Consider the following 22899-nt stretch of genomic DNA (forward strand, 5'->3'; position numbering starts at 1 on the left):
TTTATTCCGCATTCAACCTTCGATTTGGCAATAACGCGATCAAAGGTCAGAAAAAAGGAACGGCTAAAAACGTCATCAGTCACTAATAAGGCAACTCGAAAACGCCCCTGGTGCCGTGCCTGGGGAATGCACAAGAGTCCTGGCTACGGCGGGAATCGAACGAGGAGTTTACGACTGATGAGTACTAAAAAGCCTGCCACCCCAAAAAGCGCCCTGGCCGGGACCGATACCCTGGACCGTGGCAACACAAACACCAAGCTCGAAAGCCTGGAAACATTCCGCTCTGACGCGACCGGGCAAGCCCTGCGCACCAACCAGGGCGTGAAGGTCTCGGATAACCAAAACAGCCTGAAGGTCGGCGCCCGCGGGCCGTCGCTGCTGGAAGACTTCATCATGCGTGAAAAGATCACGCATTTTGACCATGAACGCATTCCAGAGCGCATCGTCCACGCCCGTGGCACCGGCGCCCATGGTTTCTTCCAGACCTACGAAAACCATTCGGTCCTGACCAAGGCCGGATTCCTACAAGACCCGGGACAGAAAACCCCGGTCTTCGTGCGCTTTTCCACGGTGCAAGGCCCACGCGGGTCAGGCGATACCGTGCGCGACGTACGAGGTTTCGCCGTGAAGTTCTTCACCGACGAAGGCAACTTCGACCTGGTGGGCAACAACATGCCGGTGTTTTTCATTCAGGACGCGATCAAGTTTCCCGATTTCGTCCACGCAGTGAAACCCGAGCCGCACAACGAGATTCCTACCGGTGGCTCGGCCCATGACACGTTCTGGGACTTCGTCTCGCTGCAACCCGAATCCGCGCACATGGTGATCTGGGCCATGTCTGACCGGGCGATCCCGAAAAGCCTGCGCAGCATGCAGGGTTTTGGCGTGCACACGTTCCGCCTGGTGAATGCCGAAGGCAAATCACGCTTCGTCAAATTCCACTGGCGCCCTACCGCCGGCACTTGCTCGCTGGTGTGGGATGAGGCGCAGAAGCTCGCCGGTAAAGACACTGACTACCACCGTCGCGACCTCTGGGAAGCCATCGAAACCGGTGACTACCCGGAGTGGGAACTGGGCGTACAAGTCATCGAGGAAGAGAACGAGCACAGCTTTGACTTCGACATCCTCGACCCGACCAAGCTGATCCCGGAAGAAATCGTTCCGATCACGCCGCTGGGCAAAATGGTGCTGAACCGCAACCCGGACAACTTCTTCGCTGAAACCGAGCAAGTCGCGTTTTGCCCGGGGCACATCGTGCCGGGGATCGACTTCTCCAACGATCCGCTGCTGCAAGGCCGGTTGTTTTCCTACACCGATACGCAGATCAGCCGACTCGGCGGGCCGAATTTCCACGAAATCCCGATCAACCGTCCGGTCGCACCGTTCCACAACGGCCAGCGCGATGCGTTGCACCGCACCACCATCGACAAGGGTCGCGCGTCCTACGAGCCGAACTCGATTGACGGCGGCTGGCCGAAAGAAACACCACCAGCAGCGCAGGACGGTGGTTTCGAGACGTACCCGGAGCGCATCGACGCGAACAAGATCCGTCAGCGCAGCGAGTCTTTTGGCGACCACTTCTCGCAGGCGCGGTTGTTCTTCAAGAGCATGAGCAAGCACGAGCAGGAACACATCATCGCCGCCTACAGCTTTGAGCTGGGCAAGGTTGAGCGGTTGTGGATTCGCGAGCGGCAGGTCAATGAAATCCTCGCCAATATCGACCTGGAACTGGCCAAGCGCGTCGCGCAGAACCTGGGTCTGCCAGCGCCGAAAGCCGGCACGGTCGAGGTGCGCAAAACCTCGCTGGATCACTCTCCGGCGCTGAGTCAGGCCAATTTGCTGCCAGAAAACATCAAGACGCGCAAAGTGGCGATTCTTGCTGCCAACGGCGTCGATGGTGCGGCGATTGACGCGCTGAAGAAAGCATTGGCGGCCGAGGGTGCGCACGCGAAATTGCTCGGCCCGACGTCTGCACCGGTCACGACGGCTGATGGCAAGTCACTGCCAGTGGATGCGTCGATGGAAGGCTTGCCGTCCGTGGCGTTCGATGCGGTGTTTGTGCCGGGCGGCGCGGCGTCGATCAAGTCGTTGAGCACCGATGGCGTGGCGCTGCATTACGTGCTGGAGGCGTACAAGCACCTCAAGGCAATCGCGTTGCATGGCGAAGCCAAGCAGTTGCTGGACGTGTTGAAACTGGAGGCGGATGCGGGGTTGATCGTTGGCGCTGATGCCAAGTTGTTCAAGGCGTTCTTTGCCGCGATTGGGCAGCATCGGGTTTGGGATCGGGAGCCTAAGGCCAAGGCGATTCCGGCCTAAAGGTTTGTATCTCTAATGAGGACGCCTTCGCGGGCAAGCCTCGCTCCTACAGGATATGTGTCGTTCGCCAATATCGTGAACAACGCGAACCTGTAGGAGCGAGGCTTGCCCGCGAAGCTTTTTATGGCTTACGCGGACTCAAAATCATCTGCGCCGGAATGTTGCGCAGAATATGTTTTTCCAGCGTCAGGTCAAACTCCGAATCGAGCTTCTTCACCCGTTTGGTCAGCAACGTGGCCAGCCAAGGGTAATCCTGGGTACGCGGTACCTGCAGGCTGACTTCACACTGATAATTCACCACATCCGTGGCGATGGCATCCAGTTGTTTGCGAAGTTTGCCCATATCGTTGATGTTCAGCGCAATCGTGGTGCTTTCAGCCGTTGGGTCGATCAACTTCGCCTTCGGCCTGGCTTCGGCCGCCATTAGCGCCGCTTCGGCTTTATCCAGCTCAGCCTTACGTGCATTGACGATGGCGTTGTTGACCCCACCGGTCAGCGCCGGAGCCTTGGGCATCAATGCCCGGGCGCGGCTCAACGCAGTTGCGGCGGCATTCACATCGCCTTTCTGCAGCACGATCTGGCTGCGTTGCAGATAGGCTTCGGCCAGTTGACGCTGGTATTGCACAAGGGATGGGTCGTTGGGCGACTCAGCCTGCAAGGTTGCCAATTGATCTTCGGCAGTGGCCAGCTCGCTGCTGGCCAGGTTTTGTTCCAGTTGTGCGATGGCCGCAGCCCGCGCATCGGGGACCTCGGGGGCCGCCGGTGGCGTACTTTGGCAAGCGCCGAGCAGCAGTGAAAATGCGACAAGGAGCAGATAACGGGAGGCGAACGGCTTCATTCCTGCGACTCTCTATTTGCGCAAAAAACGAGCAAGTCTACACCCCTCGACGGGGCAGGACAAAACTCAGCAGAAACAGCGCGGCGGCCGTCACCACAATCGACGGGCCCGCCGGGGTGTCCTTGAACCATGACAACGCCAGCCCGCCACACACCGCGAGCATGCCCAGCAGGCTCGCGCCCAGTGCCATCTGCTCCGGCGAGCGGGCGTGACGTTGTGCCGCAGCCGCCGGAATAATTAACAGCGAAGTAATCAGCAACACACCGACGATTTTCATCGCCACGGCGATCACCACGGCGATCAGTAGCATCAGGGTCAGGCGTAACGCCGCTACTGGCAAGCCTTCCACCGTGGCCAATTCTTCGTGCACGGTGATCGCCAGCAATGGCCGCCACAACGTCACAAGCAACGCCAGCACCGCGGCGCTGCCGCCGAGGATCCAGGCCAGATCGGTCGGGCTGATCGCCAGCAGGTCACCGAACAGATAGGCCATCAGGTCGATCCGCACTTCATGCATGAAGCTTAGTACCACCAGGCCCAGCGAGAGCGTGCTAGGTGCGAGAATTCCCAAAAGCGTGTCGGACGCCAGCGGTTGGCGCTGCTGCAAAGTCACCAGCAACACCGCCAGCAGCAGGCAGCCGACCGTGACGGCGACCGTGGGGCTGACATCCAGCAGAAAGCCCAGGGCCACGCCCAGCAGCGCAGCATGGGACAAGGTGTCGCCGAAATACGCCATGCGGCGCCAGACCACGAATGAACCCAGAGGGCCCGCGACCAGCGCCAGGGCCAGACCTGCAAGCAGGGCGTAGAGCAGAAAATCAGCCATGCTTGCAGCTATCTCCGTGAACGTGAGGTTTGGCCGACGGGGCCGCGCTGACCACTGAACCATGCAGGTCATGGGCGTGGTCATGATGGTGGTGATAAATCGCCAGGCTTTGTGCGTTCTTGCCGAACAGCTCGACGAACGCCGGATCGCCGCTGACGTGTTCCGGGTGCCCGGAGCAGCAAACGTGGCGATTCAGGCAAACCACCTGGTCGGTGGTGCTCATCACCAGGTGCAGATCGTGGGAAACCATCAACACGCCGCAACCGTGACGGTCCCGCAGGCGTGTGATCAGGCTGTACAACTCGGCCTGGCCGGCCACATCGACGCCTTGCACCGGCTCGTCGAGCACCAGCAATTCCGGCTCGCGCAGCAGTGCCCGGGCCAGCAGCACACGCTGCATTTCGCCACCGGAAACACTTTGCACCGGGCTGTCGATCACCTGCTCGGCACCGACTTCCTTGAGCGCCGCCAGGGCCCGCGCACGGTCCACGCCCGGCACCAGACGCAAGAAGCGCAGCACTGACAGCGGCAGAGTCGGATCGACGTGGAGTTTTTGCGGCATGTAACCAACGCGCAGCTTCGGCTTGCGCCAGACACTGCCGCTGTCCGGCTTCAACAGGCCGAGCACGGCGCGCACCAGCGTGGTTTTGCCAGCCCCGTTGGGGCCGATCAGGGTGACGATTTGCCCCGGCTCGACGCTCAGGTCGATGTTCTCCAACACGCTTTGCCCGGCAAACGTGACGGCAACCTGTTCAAGACGGATCAGCGCGTTGCTCATCAAGCCCCCTGGCAACCCGAGCAGAGCCCGACCACTTCAACGGTCTGGGCTTCCACGATAAATCCGACATCCTTGGCGCTGATCACGATCGCGTCGCTGATGGATTTTTGTTCCAGCTCGATGGCGGCGTGGCATTCGCGGCAGATCAGGAACTGGCCCTGGTGGGCGTGTTCCGGGTGGTTGCAGCCAACGAAGGCGTTCAGCGAGGAGATGCGATGCACCAGGCCGTTTTCCAGCAGGAAATCCAGCGCGCGGTACACGGTCGGCGGCGCGGCGCGGCGACCATCCTGCTCGCTGAGTACCGCCAGAATGTCGTAGGCACCCAGCGGTTTATGGCTTTGCCACACCAGTTCCAGCACCCGCCGGCGCAAGGCGGTCAGGCGCAGGCCTTGACGTGCGCACAGGGCATCGGCCTCTGACAATGCGCTATGTACGCAATGGGAGTGGTCGTGGGGACGGCTGGCAATCGGTGTTTTAGGCATGAGCGGCGACGAGTTTTGTGAGAGACGTTATTATGTTACCCGTTCTCGCCTCTTCGAGTGGTCATCGTGTCCCGACTTTTTTCTATCTTTGTCGCATTTGTCGCAAGTTTCCTGCTGATCGGATCAGCCCACGCCGAAGTCAAAGTGCTCACCAGCATCAAGCCGCTACAGCTGATCGCCGCTGCTGTGCAGGACGGCGTGGCGATTCCGGAAGTGTTGCTGCCACCGGGTGCTTCGCCGCATAACTATGCGCTGCGCCCGTCCGACGTACGGAAGGTGCAGTCGGTGGATCTGGTGTACTGGATCGGCCCGGACATGGAAGGTTTCCTGCCCCGCGTGCTGAAAGGCCGTACGCTGCCTACCGTGGCCGTACAGGATTTGCCAGGGATGAAACTGCGCCATTTCGCCGAAGATAGTCAGTCGCATGCCGAAGATGCCGACGAACATGACCATGATCACCGCCCTGGCACTTTGGACGCGCATTTGTGGCTGTCGCCGATCAACGCTCGGGTCATCGCCACGAAAATGGTCGCAGACCTGAGTGCTGCCGACCCTGACAACGCGGCGCGCTATCAGAGCAACCTCAAGGCATTCGATGAACGTCTGGATGCCTTGGACCTGCGTTTGAAGGCTCGCTTGGCGAGCGTTGCGGGTAAACCTTATTTCGTGTTCCACGAAGCGTTCGACTACTTCGAAGACGCCTACGGCCTGAAGCACACAGGCGTCTTCAGCGTCGCGGCCGAAGTGCAGCCCGGCGCGCAACATGTCGCGGCGATGCGCACGCGCTTGCAGGAAGTCGGCAAGACCTGTGTGTTCAGCGAACCACCGCTACGTCCGCGCCTGGCGGAAACCCTGGTGGCCGGCCTGCCGGTGAAACTGGCGGAGCTGGATGCACTGGGCGGGTACACCCCGGCGACTACTCAAGGGTATGAGCAGGTGTTGGAAAAGCTGGGGAATGATTTGGCGGGGTGTCTGGAGTCGTTGTAACCAACACGCAAAACCTGTGGCGAGGGGGCTTGCCCCCGTTGGGCTGCGAAGCAGCCCCCCAATTGGCCGGCCAATAAATCGCATGGGAGCGCTTCGCACTCCAACGGGGGCAAGCCCCCTCGCCACAATTTAAAGGGCGAAAGGCAACGGCGTGCTGACCTTCTGCCGCTGCGCCAGGCGCTGCTGGAACTCCATCGGATCGTGAATCAACACGTCCTGCCCGGCGAAAGACTCCGCCGCAATCAACCGCGACAACCAGAACCGCACACACGCCACCCGCAGCATGGTCGGCCACAACTCGGCCTCGGCAGCGGTGAACGGCCGCAGCGCCGCATACGCGCCCAACAAGGCCCGCGCTCGCGGCCCATCGATCAAGCCTGCTTCGTCCGAACACCAGTCATTCAAGGCAATCGCCACGTCGTACAACATCGGCCCTGAGCAGGCGTTGTAGAAGTCGATCAACCCGGTCAGGTGCGTACCTTCGAACATCGCGTTATCGCGGAAGAGGTCGGCGTGGATGTTGGCTCGCGGCAGCGCCAGAATTTTCGTCTTCTGCTGTGTGATTTCTTCCAGCGCCCGTTGCAGCAGATCGCTTTGCTCGGCATTCAGGTGCGAGAGTAATTGCGTGCCCTCCTCCAGCATCCAGTCCAGCCCGCGATCAGTCTTGCGCTTGATCATGTTGTCCTGGGTCGCCAAATGCAGATGGCCGAGCAACTCGCCCACCTGGGAGCAATGCTGGGCGTTGGCTTCCTTGATGTGCTTGCCCGCCAGGCGTGGCTGCAGCAGCGCCGGTTTGCCGGCCAGCTCGCGCAAGGCCACGCCGTCGGTGGTGCGCAGCGCGTAGGGCACCGGCAGGTCGGCTTCATGCAATACGTCGAGCAGTTCGATGAAGAACGGCATTTCCTGAACCGGACCGCGCTCAACCAGGGTCAGGACAAATTCGCCCTGCTCCAGGCTGATAAAGAAATTGGTATTTTCGCTACCGGCGGCAATCCCCTGGAAATCGAGCAGGCGGCCGAGCCCGTATGGGGCGAGAAAGGTTTCCAGCTCGGGCCGAGCCAGGGGGGTAAACACAGACATGGTTAAAAACTGCTCAGTTCGGGCGCCGCTATTAAAGCGGCGCCGATTAAAGTTAAGAAACTACTTCCAGGTAAAGATTTCCCACGCAGGAATCAGCATATCCGGCTGATCCGAGCGGATGTAATTCGCATCGGTCCCGTCCGCGCGCACCAGGAAATACGGAGGCCCAACCTTCGGCGTGACCTTGATTGCGTAAGTAAACCCGCCTTTCTTGTATTCCTGAATGACCTTGTCGCCTTCCGTGTGCGTGTTAATGGTGACTTCCGGCTCCGCCGACGGCGCGTCATCCGCCGCCATGACAGCCAATGGAACGGTTGCAAACAACCCAGCCAGCAACAGGCGATTTAGTGTGCGCATGATAACCTTGTCCCTTTGTCGTCAACGGTCCCGCTATTCTAGCGCCGGACCCGCCGAAAAGGTTGATCCTGCTCATGAGCCAAGCCCCCCTCGTCCTGGTGGACGGTTCTTCTTACCTGTATCGGGCCTTTCACGCCCTGCCACCGCTGACCACTTCCAAAGGCCTGCCGACCGGCGCGGTCAAAGGTGTGTTGAACATGCTCAAGAGTCTGCGCAAGCAGTACCCGGACAGCCCGTTCGCCGTGGTGTTCGACGCCAAGGGTGGGACCTTTCGCGATGACATGTACGCCGAATACAAGGCCAACCGCCCGAGCATGCCTGACGATATGCGCGTGCAGATCGAGCCGCTGCACCAGAGCGTGATCGCCCTCGGCTTCCCGTTGTTGTGCGTCGAAGGCGTCGAGGCCGATGACGTGATCGGCACCCTGGCCCGCAGCAGCGCGGCCGCCGACCGCCCGGTGGTGATCTCCACCGGCGACAAAGACATGGCGCAACTGGTCGACGGCCACATTACCTTGGTCAATACCATGACCGGTAGCGCGCTGGACGTGGACGGCGTGAAGGAGAAATTCGGCGTCGCTCCCGAGCAGATCATCGATTATCTGGCGCTGATGGGCGATTCGTCCGACAACATCCCGGGCGTTCCGGGCATCGGTCCGAAGACCGCTTCCGGCCTGTTGGTAGGCGTGAACGGCGGCCTGACCGAGCTCTACGCGCAACTCGACATCGTCCCGACCCTGCCGATTCGCGGCGCCAAGACCCTGCCGGCCAAGCTTGAAGAACACAAGGAGATGGCATTCCTCTCCTACAAGCTCGCGACCATCAAGATCGACGTGCCGCTGGATATCGGCCTCGATGACCTGCAAATGGGCCAGCCGGATCACGACAAGCTCGCCGAGCTCTACACCCTGCTGGAATTCAAGAGCTGGTTCGAAGACAACCAGCGCGATGCCAAGCGTTCCGGCCAGGAAGTCGTCGCGCCAGTGGTTGAAGAAGCGGCCGTCGCGGCTGAGCTCAAGTACACGACGATTCTTACCCAGGCGGATTTCGACGTCTGGCTGCAGAAGCTGAACGACGCCAAACTCTTCGCCTTCGATACCGAAACCACCGGTATCGATGCGCAACAGGCGCAACTGGTGGGCCTGTCGTTCGCGGTGCAAGCCAACGAAGCCGCCTACATCCCGCTGACCCACTCCTACATGGGCGTGCCGGAGCAGTTGGATCGCGACACCGTGTTGCGGGCGCTGAAACCGATTCTGGAAGACCCGAGCAAGCTCAAGGTCGGCCAGCACGCCAAGTTCGACATGAACATCCTGGCCAACTGCGCCATCGGCGGCGATCAGAGCTGCGGCATCACGGTGCAAGGCATCGCCTTCGACACCATGCTCGAATCCTACGTGCTGGACTCCACCGCGACCCGCCACGACATGGACAGCCTGGCGCTCAAGTACCTGAACCACACGACCACCGGGTTTACCGACATCGCCGGCAAGGGCGCCAAGCAGCTGACCTTCGACCAGATTTCCCTGGAGCTGGCCGGGCCATACGCCGCCGAAGACGCCGACGTGACCCTGCGCCTGCATCAAACCTTGCAGGCAAAGCTCAACGCTATTCCGAGCTTGAGCAAGGTCTTGAGCGAAATCGAAATGCCATTGGTGCCGGTACTGGCGCGGATCGAACGCCAAGGCGCGCTGGTGGATGCCGAGCTGCTGGGCATTCAGAGCGTTGAGCTGGGCAAGAAAATGGTCGAGCTGGAGCGTGAGGCGTATGCCATCGCCGGCGAAGAATTCAACCTCGGCTCGCCGAAGCAATTGGGCGCGATCCTGTACGAAAAACTCGGCCTGCCTGTGCTGAGCAAAACCGCCAAGGGTCAGGCTTCGACCGCCGAAGCCGTGTTGGCCGAACTGGCTGACCAGGATTTCACGCTGCCCAAGGTACTGATGCAGTACCGCTCGATGAGCAAGCTGAAAAGCACTTATACCGATCGCTTGCCGGAGCAGATCAACCCGCGCACCGGGCGGATTCACACCTCTTATCACCAGGCGGTAGCGGCGACCGGACGCTTGTCCTCCAGCGATCCAAACCTGCAGAACATTCCGATCCGTACCGCCGAAGGCCGGCGGATTCGCCAGGCGTTCGTGGCGCCAAAAGGCTACAAACTGCTGGCGGCGGACTACTCGCAGATCGAACTGCGGATTATGGCGCACCTGGCCAAGGATGAAGGCTTGCTGCATGCCTTCCGCAACGACCTGGATGTGCACAAAGCGACCGCCGCCGAAGTTTTCGGGGTTGAGCTGACGGACGTGACTACCGATCAGCGTCGCAGCGCCAAGGCGATCAACTTCGGCTTGATCTACGGCATGAGCGCGTTTGGCCTGGCCAAACAGATCGGCGTCGACCGCAAGCAGTCCCAGGCGTACATCGACCGTTACTTCGCCCGCTACCCCGGCGTGCTGGCCTACATGGAACGCACCCGTACCCAGGCGGCCGAGCAGGGCTTCGTCGAAACCATTTTCGGTCGTCGCCTGTACTTGCCAGAAATCAATGCGAAAAACCCGGCCCTGCGTAAAGGTGCCGAGCGCACTGCGATCAACGCCCCGATGCAGGGCACTGCGGCGGACATCATCAAGAAAGCCATGGTGGCTGTGGATAACTGGCTGACGTCGTCAGGCCTGGACGCCAAAGTCATCCTGCAGGTACACGATGAATTGGTGCTTGAGGTGCGCGAGGACCTGGTTGATCAAGTGCGCGAAGAAATTCGCACACACATGAGCAACGCCGTGACGCTGGACGTGCCGTTACTGGTCGAAGTCGGGGTAGGCAATAACTGGGACGAGGCTCACTAAGCCGTCTGAAAGGGGACTTTTGCTGCGGCATAGTGCCGCGGCAAAAGGACGAAGGGCGCTTAGTTCGAAAAATGCGCTGGGTTATTCCAAAGGCATTTGAAAAAATTCTGAACTAATCTCGTGAACCGCCACTCAGAGTTACTGAATGGCTGGTGAAGCCCTTCGATGCTCCTATGTTGTGTTAAGTGTTGGCAGATATCTGGACCCCGCCCTAACGGTCCGGAACTTGAACCCCGGAACTTCCCCCTCCCCATACGAAGTCCGGGGTTTTTTTTGCCTGCAGAAAAGTCCTATTCAGCACTCTGGGCAATCTCGGCGCCTTTGTCCGCCAATTCCATCCAGCCTGCCAGTACAGTGTAGGCGTCTTCCAGGCCCATGCGTTTTGGTGCCGAGAACAACTGGATGCTGATCGCATCGCCCCAGCCTTTACGAATGTCTGCCTGCACCTTGAGCAGGACGTTTTTCGCCGCGCCGTAGGTCAGCTTGTCCGCTTTGGTCAGCAAAATGTGCATCGGCATGCCAGCAGCGACAGCCCAATCGAGCATCAGCAAGTCGAAGTCGGTCATTGGATGACGGATGTCCATCATCAGAATCAGACCTTTCAAACTCTCGCGACCACCCAGATAAGCTTCCAGGTGACGCTGCCAGTGCAGCTTCAGCGGAATGGGTACTTTTGCATAACCGTAGCCCGGCAGGTCGACCAGACGCCGATCATCGTCTAGCTTGAAGAAGTTCAACAACTGCGTGCGACCCGGAGTTTTCGAGGTCCGCGCCAGGCTGGCGTGAGTCAGGGTGTTCAGCGCGCTGGATTTACCGGCGTTGGAACGCCCGGCAAAGGCTACTTCAAAGCCTTCGTCGTCCGGACATTGGTCGACTTTGGCAGCGCTGAGCATGAAGGTGGACTGTTGGCACAGGCCGAGGATGGGGTTCTTGAGTTGCATGGGATTTCCGATGTGGGCGGCGCCGGGAATGGACGCGGCAAGCGGTGTCGTTTCCGTTTCAGTAGCGCCAGTATATAATGCCGCAGATTTTGTGTGCGCTTTGTCCCAGCGTAGGATGAAGTTCACGAGAGCGATTGACCTTGATTGCGCATTAGAACGCAGAACGCTCTCTACCCTGAAAAGGTCGTTTTATGACGAAATGGCTGCTAGCTGCCGGTGTCTTGATGCCGCTTTACAGCGCTCAGGCTACACAGGATCCGGAAGCTGTGTACAACCGTGTTTGTGGTGCCTGTCATTCCGGCCAACTACCCATGGCGCCTCAAAAGGGCGATCAGGAAGCTTGGACGCCGAGGTTGGCGAAAGGTATGGAGACGCTGGTGCAACACGTGACCCAGGGTTTCAAGGCGATGCCGCCGCGTGGTTTGTGCATGGACTGCAGTGCCGAGGATTACCAAGCCATCATCCACTGGATGAGCGAGTAAACCCGGCCCATAACTCTTTAACCCTTAGCCGTAGTTGGATTAGCTGATGAACAAATTGATCGTGAGTCTGCTGTTGACCGTGGGGATCTCCGGCATTGCACATGCTGCAGGTGATGCAACAGCTGGCCAGGCGAAAGCCGCAGTCTGTGGCGCCTGTCATGGCCCGGATGGTAATAGCATGGCGCCTAACTTTCCGAAACTGGCAGGTCAGGGCGAGCGTTATCTGAACAAGCAGTTGCACGACATCAAGTCCGGCAAACGCACGGTACTCGAAATGACCGGCCTGCTGACCAACCTGAGCGATCAGGACCTGGCCGATATCGCCGCCTACTTCGCCAGCCAGAAAGGCAGCGTTGGCGCCGCCGACCCTAAAGTCGTGGCTCGCGGTGAAGCACTGTTCCGTGGCGGCGACCTCGCCAAGGGCCTGCCAGCCTGCACCGGCTGCCACTCGCCGAATGGCGCGGGTAACGCAGCCGCCGGCTTCCCGCACCTGGGTGGCCAGCACGCTCAATACGTTGCCAAGCAATTGACCGACTTCCGCAAGGAAGAAGGTGGCCGCAACAACGACGGCGACACCAAAACCATGCAGACCATTGCCAAACGCCTGAGCGACGAAGACATCGCAGCGGTGTCCAGCTACATTCAGGGCCTGCACTAAGACCGGCAAATCAGGCGTTATGCGGGGCGTACATCTCCTGCAACGTTAACGCTCTATTAATCCGTCGCAGCAAGTATAAAAAGGGTGGCTTAGGCCGCCCTTTTTTGTGGCCGCTGCCGTTACACTACAGAACTCAAGCCCGCCAGGACCTGTCTGAACACAGGTCGCGCGAGGCGACCGAAATTGTCCAGGAGTAAAGCATGCGTAATCTGATCATCAGCGCCGCACTCGTCGCTGCCAGCCTGTTCGGCATGAACGTACAGGCCGCCGAAGCACCCGCGGCGCCTTACGTCGAACTGACCAACCCTGTTCCAGTCGCGGTACCTGGCAAGATCGAAGTCGTGGAGCTGTTCTGGTATGGCTGCCCGCACTGCTACGCATTTGAGCCGGTGATCAATCCGTGGGTTGAGAAACTGCCGTCCGACGTCAACTTCGTGCGTATTCCAGCCATGTTCGGCGGCCCTTGGGACGCTCACGGCCAGATGTTCCTGACCCTGGAAGCCATGGGTGTCGAGAACAAGGTTCACGCAGCAGTCTTCAACGCGATCCAGAAAGAACACAAACGCCTGACCGATCCGCAAGAAATGGCTGAGTTCCTGGCCACTCAGGGCGTCGACAAGGACAAGTTCCTGGCCACCTTCAACTCCTTCGCCATCAAGGGCAAGATCGTCCAGGCCAAAGAACTGGCGAAGAAGTATGAAATTTCTGGCGTTCCAACCATGATCGTCAACGGCAAGTATCGCTTTGACGTAGGTTCCGCCGGCGGTGCCGAGCAAGCCCTGCAACTGGCCGACAAACTGGTCGACAAAGAGCGAGCGGCTAACAAGGCTGCCGCCAACTAAGCGCGGCCCCTGCCATGCGCCGCTGGGGTACTGAACGCGTCGTTGGCCTGCATGAACCGCAGGTCAACACGCATCATCTGGAATCGACGGGCCTGCCCGCAGACAGCCGTCTGCGTTTGCTCAGCTTCAATATCCAGGTCGGCATCAGTACCGAGCGCTATCGGCACTACCTGACCCGTGGCTGGCAACACCTGTTGCCGCACACAGGGCGCGCCGACAACCTGCAAAAGATCGGCAATCTGCTGGGCGACTTCGATCTGGTCGCCTTGCAGGAAGCCGATGGCGGCAGCCTGCGATCAGGCTACGTCAATCAGGTCGAACACTTGGCCCAACTGGGCGCCTTCCCCTACTGGTATCAACAACTCAATCGCAATCTCGGTCGCCTCGGCCAGCACAGCAATGGTGTGCTCAGCCGTCTGCGTCCGTGGGCGATTGAAGATCACCCGCTGCCGGGGCCCAAGGGTCGCGGTGCGATCCTGGTGCGCTTCGGCGAAGGTCCGGAGGCGCTGGTCGTCGTGATGATGCACCTGGCGCTTGGCGCTCGTGTGCGCAGCCTGCAACTGGCCTACATCCGCGAGCTGATTAGCGGCTACAAGCACCAAGTGCTGATGGGCGACATGAACACCCACGCCACTGACTTGCTGCAAAACTCCCCATTGCGCGACCTTGGCCTGCTGGCCCCGCAACTGGAAGCGACGTTCCCCAGCTGGCGCCCGCAGCGCTGCCTGGACCATATTCTGCTCAGCCCGACCCTGACCCTGGAAAGAGTCGAAGTGCTGGCACATCCGATTTCCGATCACCTGCCGGTCGCGGTAGAGATTCGTTTGCCGGGTTCGCTCACGGCCGATGCATTCCCCGCGTTGAGTCCTGCCCCTCGCGGATCCCATGAATGAGCGACGAAGCACAGCGCTGGAAAGAGAAATACCTTAAAAGCATCGAACAACAGGAAAAACTCGAGCGGCGCTGGGACGCCCGGCTCGACCTGTTGCGTCGCGGGCTGGTGCGCAGCACTTTGGCGGCAGAGGGCACTGACCGCGCTGTTGACCTGTGCATGAAGGAAATGCGCGAAGTCGTGCGCACCGATGACATGGACGCCGGCCTCGCCGCGTTGTTACCGCGCCTGGAAAAAGCCGTGCTCGACTCCGAGCAGCGCCGCGAAACCCGGGTCGATCAGGTCAGCGCGGCACTGAATGCGCTGGTCTCGCAGCTCCAGGCATTGCCTCTGCCTCGGGAAGTCAGCCGTCCACTCAAGGCCTTCGCCAAGCAATTGGACGGACGCGTCGGCCAGGCTCGCGAGATTCCATTGCTGCTCAGCGAACTGAGCGGCTTGCAAGGCAAAGCCCTGAACCAATTGGAAAACCCAGCCGAACCGGGTCGTCCAGGTTTATTGCAGCGGTTGTTCGGCAGCCGGGAAGCGGAAGAGTCAGCGCCACAGGTCGCTGCCCCCGCCGCACAAACGCCAGTCCAACAGCCCGTTTCTGCACTCGTTGTTGAGGCGCAACAGGCGAAAGCCGAACCCGCCCTGCCGCAAACACCGCCAGCAACGGCCCAGGTCGCGCCGGCAGTCGCCATTGCGGAGCCGCTCGCGCCGCAGACAGCACCAGAGCCGGAGATTGTGGCGTTTGTCCCTCCTGTCGTGGAGCCACAAGCCGCACACACCCAAGCGCCATTGCCAGAGCCAGACCCTGAACCGCTCCAGACACCGACGGCTCCCGCTATTGCGCCTGTGGTTCAAGTTCAGCCAGACATCAATCCAGACGAACTGATTCCGGCCGCCAATCCCGAGACACCGGTATTCCTCGACAGCCTGCCCCTGCCTCCCGTCATGGCCCAGGCACTGGCCGCCATCGATCCGGAACACCCCGAGCAAGACATTCTCTACGCGCTGCCGGACTCACCGGAGCCGTCCTACAGCTCCGTGGCCACGCACATTGAAGAAACACTGCTGGGCCTGCTCGACGACCTGACGCTGCCGGAGCGCCATCGCCCGCAAGCCGAAGCGATGCGCGAGCGCCTGCAAAATGGGTTGAACTGGTACGAATTGCTGCCGATCCTCGATGATCTGGCCACCTTGATGTTGGCCATTACGGACAGCGGCCAACACGAATTCGAAGCGTACTTGCAGCAACTCAACGAACGCCTCGAGTCGTTCCAGAGCAATCTGCAAGCGGCCAGCGCCGGACATGCCGATAACCGCTCCGCTGCGCGGGAGATGGACACGCAGATTCGCGAACAAGTCGACGGCCTGCAAACCAGCATGCAGGACGCGGCCAACCTGCAAGACCTCAAGCACGTTCTGGAGAACCATCTCGAAGGTCTGCTGGGCACCATGGATCAGCATCAGAAGCAGCGCGATGAACGTGAGCAGGAAGTCGCCGCCCGCCTGCAAGGCTTGGCCGAACGGGTTGCGCACATGGAGCAGGAAGCCATGGGCTATCGCGAGCACTTGGAAGAACAACGTCAAAAGGCATTGATCGACCCGCTGACCGGCCTGCCCAACCGCGCCGCCTGGAGCGAACGGCTGGAACACGAAATCGCTGAGTGGCAGCAGCACGGCAACACACTGATGCTGGCCATGCTCGACCTCGACCATTTCAAACGCATCAACGATAACTACGGCCACCTGGCAGGCGACAAGGTGCTGAAGATCATCGCCAGCGTGCTGCGCAAGCGCCTGCGCGGCTCGGACTTCATTGCCCGCTTCGGTGGTGAGGAGTTTGTGCTGTTGATGCCCGCCACCGTGCCGGCCGTCGGGGCAAAATTGCTGGAAACCCTGCGCGCTTCGATTGAAGCCTGCCCGTTCCACTTCAAGGGTGAGCGAGTGACTGTCACCATTTCCATGGGGCTCGCCGCGTTCAAACCGGGTGAACACAGCGATATGGTGCTTAAAAGAGCCGATCAGGCGCTGTACCGTGCCAAAAACGCCGGACGTAACCGGGTCGAACTGGGCTGAAGGGCAATTGTTCCATTTTGTTTAAAGTGGCTCTTTTGCCCTCAACGCGCGAGGCATTACGTTACACTGTTGCATTATTGTCTTGCGCGTACTGCCTTCTACCATGAAATTTCTTACTCTCGTTGTGTCGCTTCTGCTGCTGGCCGGTTGTGCCAGCGGTCCACGTATCGACACCAGTCACCCGTCCGCCAACTTCGACAGCCGCGTGCAGTTCGTGGTGGTGCATTACACCAACGCATCCCTGGAACGTTCGCTGCAGTTGTTGACCCACGGCGAAGTCAGCGCCCATTACCTGATCGGTGACGATAAGGGCGCGACCATCTACAAACTGGTGGATGAAAACCAGCGCGCCTGGCACGCCGGGGAAAGCGAGTGGCAAGGCCGGACCTGGCTGAATTCGAGCTCCATCGGCATCGAAATCGTCAATCCAGGTTTCAGCGACACGCCGAACGGTCGTCTCTGGTACCCGTACAGCGAAGCCCAGGTGCAGTCCTTGATCGTCCTGCTCAAGGACATCAGCAAACGCAATGGCATCAGCCCTCGGCACATCATCGGTCATAGCGACATCGCTCCACTGCGCAAACTCGACCCCGGCCCGCTGTTCCCCTGGAAACGCCTGGCCGCCGAAGGCCTGGGTATCTGGCCGAACGAACAGGCCGTTGCGAGTCGGCAAGTACAGTTTGCCGCCGAACTACCGAGCGTCGGATGGTTCCAGGAACAACTGGCACGCCTGGGCTATGCGACGCCGCAAACCGGCGAACTGGATGTGGCGACGCGGCATGTGCTGGCGGCCTTCCAGATGCATTACCGCCCTTCCCGATTCGATGGCACCCCGGACGCGCAAACCGCCGCCCTGCTGCTGGTGCTCAATCAGACAAAATAATGACGCCCGCCCGACGGTCCGCGCTTTTTCTCAATCAGCAGCTATAACTCATTGGTAATTCTTCGGATGTTCCCAAATGGCTGCTACTCGAGAGAGGTTGCGTAGTTGGTTCTATCGCCCATGGTTTTTGGCGATGCTGGCTGCTGCCTTGAGTGCAACCCTGCTGATGGCTGCCAGCCTGTACATCGCGATGAATCAGGTCGAGCAGAACGAAAGTCGGGAAATGAATGCGCAGGGCGAGCGTTTCCTCGCCCGTCTTGAGCAGATGTTCGGGCAACTGCGCGAAAGCCTCGATGACCTGGAAGCCCAACCGTTGCGAACGTGCAACGACGAAATGATCGCCACTTTGCAGCAGATCAGCTTCAGTTATCGCTTCGTCTACGAAGCTGCTTTTATGGAGGGGAATCGAATTTGTTCCAATCGGCCCCGCCAGGAAGGACTGGCAATGATCCGACCGGCGGACCTCCGGGGCCCCACCTATAGTTACTGGCTCAACACCACCACCGAACCCGATGAAAATCGCGCCGCACTAATGCTGAGTCGAGGCAATTTCCGCGTGGCAACTTCTCGCGGGCATTTGACTGACATGGTCGACCTCTCGCCGGGCAGCAGCCTGCTAGTGGTACTCGATCATGGGAAGCGGGCGATTCCGGTTTTGGGTGTCGAGCAGGCCTGGCCACCGACGGAACCCTGGCCACCGACCAGCAGCGATTCGCTGCAAGTGACCCAAACCCGTCTGATTTACCGTATGCCCACCAACAACCCGGAATATCAGCTGGTGCTGATCACCCCGCGCAACGCCATGCATGTACCGGCGGTCTGGTGGTGGCTGCTGCCGGCGAGCCTGGCGCTGGGCATTATCGTCGGCATCCTGGTGTTTCTGCTGGTGCGCCAGCGTCAATCTCTGGATGCCGAACTGCAAGGCGCGATACGCCGTGGCGAGTTGCAGGTGTTGTATCAACCGATCTTCGACCTCGACAGTCGCAACTGTGTCGGCGCTGAAGCCCTGCTGCGCTGGCGCAGGCCGGACGGCACGCTGACCAGCCCTGACCTGTTCATTCCGATGGCGGAAAACACCGGGCAGATCCGCCAGATGACCGACTTCGTCTTGCAGCGCCTGCTCGAACAGTTGGGGCAATTGCTACGAGCGAATCCGCAGCTGTACATCTCGGTCAACCTGGCAGCCTGCGATGTGATGGTGCCGCGTATCGGCCAAGTGATGGCGCGACTGTTGACCTTGCACCGGGTCGCGGCCAAACAGATTGCCTTCGAGGTGACTGAGCGCGGGATGATCGACGTGGTGGTGGCCCGGGAAAACCTGCAAGCCTTGCGCGATGTCGGGCATCAAGTGCTGATCGACGACTTCGGCACCGGCTATTGCAGCCTCGCCTACCTGCAAACCCTGCCGGTGGATTGCCTGAAAATCGACAAGGCCTTTATCGATGCCTTGGGCCATGACGCCGCCAGCAGTGGCGTGGCCCCGCATATCATTCACATGGCCCAGGCCCTGCAGCTCAAAGTGATCGCCGAGGGCATCGAACATGAAGCCCAAGTCGCATTCCTGAGCAGTGAAGGCGTGAAGTTCGGTCAGGGCTGGCTGTTCGCCCATGCGCTGAGCGCGGTGCAGTTCATCGAACTGATCACCCGTGGCCGACGACTGGCGGGCCGTCGTATGGATGACGAGGCGTAAAACGCGTTATACCGCCAGCGCCATATAGAACTGTGTGCCCTGCCCCGGCCGCGAATAAACCCCCATCCGCCCGCCGTGCAATTGCACGATTTCCTTGCACAACGCCAGGCCAAGCCCGGCCCCGCCCTTTTTGCGACCCACCTGCACGAACGGCTCGAAAATCCGTCCTTGCTGGCCATAGGCAATGCCTTCGCCGTTGTCCTCGACGCTGATAATCACCCGTTCGCCATGGCGCCGGGCCTGCAATCGGATCTGCCCGTCCGCAGCGGTATGACGCAAGGCATTGTCGATCAGGTTGTCGAGCACTCGATCCAGCTGCGCCTGGTCCGCTTGCAAGCGCGGCAGCGGCCCCTGTACTTCCACCAGCAACTCGATGCCCCTCTGCGCGGCCTCCCCCGCAAATCGGCCCTGTGCCTGCTCGAGCAAGTCTTCGATGACGCACGGCCCCAGCGTGAGTTTCTGCAAGCCGTTCTGGTAGCGGGAGAAATTCAGCAAGTCGTTGATCAGTTGCATCAAACGCTGCATTTCTTCATTTACGGTATCGAGCAAGTCGGCTTCGCGGGAGTCCGGGGCAAATTTCGCGCGCTCGCGGAACAGGCCGAAGGCCATGTGCATCCCGGTCACCGGCGTGCGCAACTCGTGAGAAGCTCGCAGGACGAACTCGCTGCGCACCCGTTCGAACGCCCGCTGTTCAGTGACGTCATGCAACACCATCACCGCACCGAGAATGTGTCCTTGGGTATGGCTGACCGGGGTCAGGCTGTAGGTCAACAGCCGCGATTCCCCATCGACTTCCACACTCAAGTCTTCCGGCGCCCGCTCCAGCGTGCCGCCGCGTAAAACCAATTGCAGTTGCGCATCCAGTTCAGGTCGTTCGAGCGCCGAGCCCAAACCCTGGCCGAGCCGGTCAGTGTCCCAGCCCAATTGGCGCTGCGCCACCGGGTTGAGGTGCTCCAGATGACCTTCTCGGTCGATCATCAACAAACCGTCGTCGATGCTGTCGAGTACCGCTTGCAGGCGTTGTTGACCGGCGAGCAGTTCATCGACATTGGTCGCCTGATGCTCGCGCAAGGCCTCGGCCATGATCCCGAAACGCTTGGTCAGTTGGTTCATTTCCTCGGCCGAGGAAATCGGCAGGGTCACTTCGAAATTGCCTTGCCCAATGTTGTCCGCAGCCTGGGCCAACGCCTCGATCGGCGCGCCGAAACGCCGGGCAATTGCATGCGCAGTGACGAAGCCGATAATCAGCACCGCCAGCCCGACCAGTCCGAGCAGGCCGGCGATCAGCAGCGCCCGATCACGGGCCTTGCGCTGGGTGTCGTTGATGTTATCCAGAGCGCGCTTGTGTTCAGCGATCAAGCCGTTGCGCAGCTGATTGAACTTAGCCGTTACGTCATCGTTGCCCGTCAGTACACGGGCAGGATCGTGAGACTGGTCCAGCGCCTGGAGAAAACTCTGGTAGTCGGCCTTGGCCTGTTGGAAGCCATACTGGCCTTCCACCACGCCCTGCTCATGGGCGACGCCTTCGTCGAGCAGTTCCAGGTAATGCTGCTTCGACGCGGCAAACTGCGCAGGGTCCGGTTTTTCGCTGAGCATGATGATCAGTTGATCACCCAGGGTCTGGCGCAGCTTCAGACCCAGATCCAGAGTAACGAAGTTATTGCGGACCAGCGCTTCCTGACTGCCGGCCATTTGCATAACGCTGATCAGCCCGAGCAACAGCCCAAGCAGCGCGACGGTGATGAGTGCGGAAATACTCAGGAACAGTCGGGTCCGCAACTTCATCGCCAATTTCATCGGATGTTGCTCACAGGTTGTACTGCTTGCGTTTGCGGTACAGGGTCGAGGCATCGATGCCCAACGTTTTCGCTGCCTGGTCGAGAGTTCCTGCGGTGGCTAGCACGGCGCCGATGTGGGCTTTTTCCAGCTCATCCAGGCTCAGCGCGGCACCCACTCGCGGCGAGTTATTCGCCGGTTGTTCGGCCATGCCCAAGTGAACGATCTCGACGCGCTCCTGTGGACAAATAATGCTCGCCCGCTCCACTACGTTACGCAGCTCTCGAATATTGCCCGGCCATCGGTAGCTGAGCAGCGCTTCCCGGGCCTCATCGCTGAAACCCCGCGCCGGACGCGCATATTCTTTGACGAAACGGGCCAGGAAGCGATCAGCGAGGGTCAGGATGTCTTCGCTGCGCTCGCGCAGCGGCGGCAGGTGCAAGGTGATGACGTTCAGGCGATAGAGCAAATCTTCGCGGAAACGTCCGTCGCGGACCATGTCTTCAAGATTGAGGTTGGTCGCCGCAAGGATCCGCACATCGGCGCGTCGTGTGACCGGGTCGCCGACCCGCTCGTATTCCTTGTCCTGGATGAAACGCAGCAACTTGGGTTGCAACGTCAGCGGAAAGTCGCCGATCTCGTCCAGAAACAGCGTACCGCCATCCGCTTGGTTGACCCGACCCAGCGTACTTTCGCTGGCACCGGTGAACGCGCCTCGGCTGTGGCCGAACAGTTCGCTTTCCATCAATTCGGCGGTCAGCGACGGGCAGTTGATGGTGACGCAGGATTTCTTCTCGCGCTTGCTCCAGCCGTGAATCGCCCGGGCCAGTTCACCTTTACCCGTCCCGGACTCACCGAGGATCAGGATGTTGGCGTCTGTGCCGGCCACTTGGCGGGCCGTCTCAAGTACTACTTTCATCGCCGGGCTGTGGGAATCCAGGCCATCCTTGGTTTTACGCACTTCGCCTTCGAGGGCTTCCAGACGCGCCGAGAGCTGGCGCACTTCCAGTTGCTTGGCGGTGGCCAGACGCAATTGATCCGGGCTGCAGGGTTTGACCAGGTAATCGGCGGCGCCGGCCTGAATCGCATCGACGGCGGTATCCACGGCGGAATGCGCGGTGACGATAACCACCCGCATCCACGGCGCCTGAATACGCATCTGCGCCAAGACATCGAGGCCATTGTCCTCACCCAGACGCAAATCCAGGAAGCACAGGTCGAACACCTGACGCTGCAACAGTGCATCGGCCTGGGCGGCGCTGTTGGCGGTGGCGACGGTATAGCCTTCATCTTCGAGGCAATAACGGAAGGTACGAAGGATGGCGGACTCATCGTCTACCAGCAGAATGCGGCCTTGATGCTCAGTGGCTGATTCCATTTTCCTACGCTCCTTACTGAATGATTTTGGTTAGTCCCGAGAAAATCGGGCAAGTTGCATGGTTGATTCTGATCCATTCCAGCCCCGGCAGTGTAGCTATCTACTGCCCGTCTCGTTAATAGGCTGATTTCGTTGGTTTTTTACTAAAAATTCAACATTTCGACGATTGTCTGCTTGAACGTCTGACATCTGCGCCCTCCTCGCAATTCAAAAAATTTGAAAGTTCCTTTGAATCTTTCGTGCATTACGCACGACCGTCAGGGCCCCATCGTGCAGGATGCGTGTGGAACGATTTTCATCACATACATAACATACTGATTTAATTGATTTTTTTTCATTCAAAAAGCTGGCATGCAGTCTGCAATAGTCTGATTAACGCCAGGGCATTCACGGAATGAGCGCCCTCAACAAGATGACCACTCAGGTGGAGGAGCTACAGGATGAATCGCCAACGTGCCGCCCAATTGCGTATCTCGCCACTGCATATCCAGCAGGGTTTGTTCGCGATGCTCGCCCTTACGATCACATTGATCGCTGGCCAGCAGTTCGCCCGTTGGGAGCAGAGCCAGCAGCCAGAGTCGCCGCGCCTGTCGATTCAACACGCCACCCAGACCCACTTCAGCGCCGTCAGCAGCAAAATCGCCGACAGCGCACCAATGCGAATGATGGACGTCGACCAGGCACAGCCTGTGGATCAGATGCCGCGTCAGGAACGTTGGGTGTTCTAAAGAACCGAACTTGGCGCGACTGATGCGCCGGGAAAAGCACCACCAGACATACCTTTAA

The 22899-nt window shown here is 59.9% G+C and carries 20 protein-coding genes; 11 read left to right on the top strand and 9 right to left on the bottom strand.

From position 1 onward, the window contains the following. The first annotated feature begins 177 nt into the window (after positions 1–177). On the top strand, positions 178–2316 hold the full coding sequence (gene katE / locus NK667_RS26910) for a catalase HPII (protein WP_054617187.1): 2139 nt from the start codon (positions 178–180) through the stop codon (positions 2314–2316). A 121-nt stretch (positions 2317–2437) separates the two neighbouring features. Here the strand turns inward: katE and NK667_RS26915 are convergent, their stop codons facing one another. The 4 genes from NK667_RS26915 to zur are packed head-to-tail and all read right to left on the bottom strand — an operon-like array spanning position 2438 to position 5240. Beyond that, positions 2438–3154 carry a PA5502 family lipoprotein gene (locus NK667_RS26915; RefSeq protein ID WP_054617186.1) on the bottom strand — a complete coding sequence of 239 codons (717 nt, stop codon included), beginning with the start codon at positions 3152–3154 and terminating at the stop codon, positions 2438–2440. A gap of 37 nt (positions 3155–3191) precedes the next feature. Next, positions 3192–3980, bottom strand: a complete 789-nt coding sequence (gene znuB, locus NK667_RS26920) for a zinc ABC transporter permease subunit ZnuB (protein WP_054047998.1) — start codon at positions 3978–3980, stop codon at positions 3192–3194. Beyond that, positions 3973–4758: a zinc ABC transporter ATP-binding protein ZnuC gene (gene znuC / locus NK667_RS26925; protein WP_054048000.1), complete on the bottom strand. Its 786-nt coding sequence runs from the start codon at positions 4756–4758 to the stop codon at positions 3973–3975. Before znuC ends, znuB begins: the two co-directional genes overlap by 8 nt. Next, entirely contained in the window at positions 4758–5240 is a 483-nt protein-coding gene (gene zur, locus NK667_RS26930) for a zinc uptake transcriptional repressor Zur (protein ID WP_054048002.1), read from the bottom strand. The genes znuC and zur overlap by 1 nt, the downstream gene beginning before the upstream one ends. Before the next feature lie 66 nt (positions 5241–5306). Here zur and znuA point away from each other — a divergent pair, with 66 nt between their 5' ends. Then, entirely contained in the window at positions 5307–6227 is a 921-nt protein-coding gene (gene znuA / locus NK667_RS26935; protein ID WP_054617185.1) for a zinc ABC transporter substrate-binding protein ZnuA, read from the top strand. Positions 6228–6356: 129 nt separating this feature from the next. Here znuA and NK667_RS26940 read toward each other — a convergent pair whose 3' ends face one another. Both NK667_RS26940 and NK667_RS26945 read right to left on the bottom strand, forming a co-directional pair. Then, positions 6357–7307, bottom strand: a complete 951-nt coding sequence (locus NK667_RS26940; RefSeq protein ID WP_054617184.1) for a homoserine kinase — start codon at positions 7305–7307, stop codon at positions 6357–6359. A 60-nt stretch (positions 7308–7367) separates the two neighbouring features. After that, positions 7368–7664, bottom strand: a complete 297-nt coding sequence (locus tag NK667_RS26945) for a DUF2782 domain-containing protein (RefSeq protein WP_054048006.1) — start codon at positions 7662–7664, stop codon at positions 7368–7370. A gap of 74 nt (positions 7665–7738) precedes the next feature. Between NK667_RS26945 and polA the strand changes: the two genes are divergently transcribed. Further along, positions 7739–10510 carry a DNA polymerase I gene (gene polA, locus NK667_RS26950; RefSeq protein ID WP_054617183.1) on the top strand — a complete coding sequence of 924 codons (2772 nt, stop codon included), beginning with the start codon at positions 7739–7741 and terminating at the stop codon, positions 10508–10510. Between the two features lie 290 nt (positions 10511–10800). Here polA and yihA read toward each other — a convergent pair whose 3' ends face one another. Next, the gene (yihA, locus tag NK667_RS26955) at positions 10801–11451 is read right to left on the bottom strand and encodes a ribosome biogenesis GTP-binding protein YihA/YsxC (RefSeq protein WP_054617182.1); all 651 of its coding nucleotides are present in this window, start codon (positions 11449–11451) and stop codon (positions 10801–10803) included. Between the two features lie 191 nt (positions 11452–11642). Here yihA and NK667_RS26960 point away from each other — a divergent pair, with 191 nt between their 5' ends. The 7 genes from NK667_RS26960 (at position 11643) to NK667_RS26990 (ending at position 18959) form a co-directional block, all read left to right on the top strand. Further along, positions 11643–11933 (top strand): c-type cytochrome, encoded by a 291-nt coding sequence (locus NK667_RS26960; RefSeq protein ID WP_054048012.1) that lies wholly within the window; start codon positions 11643–11645, stop codon positions 11931–11933. A gap of 46 nt (positions 11934–11979) precedes the next feature. Then, the gene (locus tag NK667_RS26965) at positions 11980–12591 is read left to right on the top strand and encodes a c-type cytochrome (protein ID WP_054617181.1); all 612 of its coding nucleotides are present in this window, start codon (positions 11980–11982) and stop codon (positions 12589–12591) included. Between the two features lie 200 nt (positions 12592–12791). Beyond that, positions 12792–13433, top strand: a complete 642-nt coding sequence (locus tag NK667_RS26970) for a thiol:disulfide interchange protein DsbA/DsbL (protein WP_054048016.1) — start codon at positions 12792–12794, stop codon at positions 13431–13433. A gap of 14 nt (positions 13434–13447) precedes the next feature. Then, entirely contained in the window at positions 13448–14326 is an 879-nt protein-coding gene (locus NK667_RS26975) for an endonuclease/exonuclease/phosphatase family protein (RefSeq protein WP_054048018.1), read from the top strand. Beyond that, positions 14323–16386 (top strand): GGDEF domain-containing protein, encoded by a 2064-nt coding sequence (locus tag NK667_RS26980; RefSeq protein ID WP_054617180.1) that lies wholly within the window; start codon positions 14323–14325, stop codon positions 16384–16386. The genes NK667_RS26975 and NK667_RS26980 overlap by 4 nt, the downstream gene beginning before the upstream one ends. 103 nt (positions 16387–16489) lie before the next feature. Further along, a complete protein-coding gene (locus NK667_RS26985; protein ID WP_054617179.1) occupies positions 16490–17269 on the top strand; it encodes an N-acetylmuramoyl-L-alanine amidase in 780 nt (259 codons plus the stop codon). A 76-nt stretch (positions 17270–17345) separates the two neighbouring features. Continuing rightward, positions 17346–18959: an EAL domain-containing protein gene (locus NK667_RS26990; protein WP_054048024.1), complete on the top strand. Its 1614-nt coding sequence runs from the start codon at positions 17346–17348 to the stop codon at positions 18957–18959. 6 nt (positions 18960–18965) lie between these two features. On the opposite strand, the gene NK667_RS26995 is transcribed toward NK667_RS26990, so the two are convergent. Beyond that, complete coding sequence (locus NK667_RS26995; protein ID WP_054048026.1) at positions 18966–20756, bottom strand: KinB sensor domain-containing domain; 1791 nt, start codon at positions 20754–20756, stop codon at positions 18966–18968. Between the two features lie 10 nt (positions 20757–20766). After that, complete coding sequence (gene algB / locus NK667_RS27000; RefSeq protein ID WP_054048028.1) at positions 20767–22113, bottom strand: sigma-54-dependent response regulator transcription factor AlgB; 1347 nt, start codon at positions 22111–22113, stop codon at positions 20767–20769. Between the two features lie 440 nt (positions 22114–22553). On the opposite strand from algB, the gene NK667_RS27005 reads away from it, so the two are divergent. After that, positions 22554–22841, top strand: a complete 288-nt coding sequence (locus NK667_RS27005; RefSeq protein WP_054617178.1) for a hypothetical protein — start codon at positions 22554–22556, stop codon at positions 22839–22841. Positions 22842–22899 lie beyond the last annotated feature (58 nt).

The organism is Pseudomonas nunensis, assembly GCF_024296925.1.
Classification (GTDB): domain Bacteria; phylum Pseudomonadota; class Gammaproteobacteria; order Pseudomonadales; family Pseudomonadaceae; genus Aquipseudomonas; species Aquipseudomonas nunensis.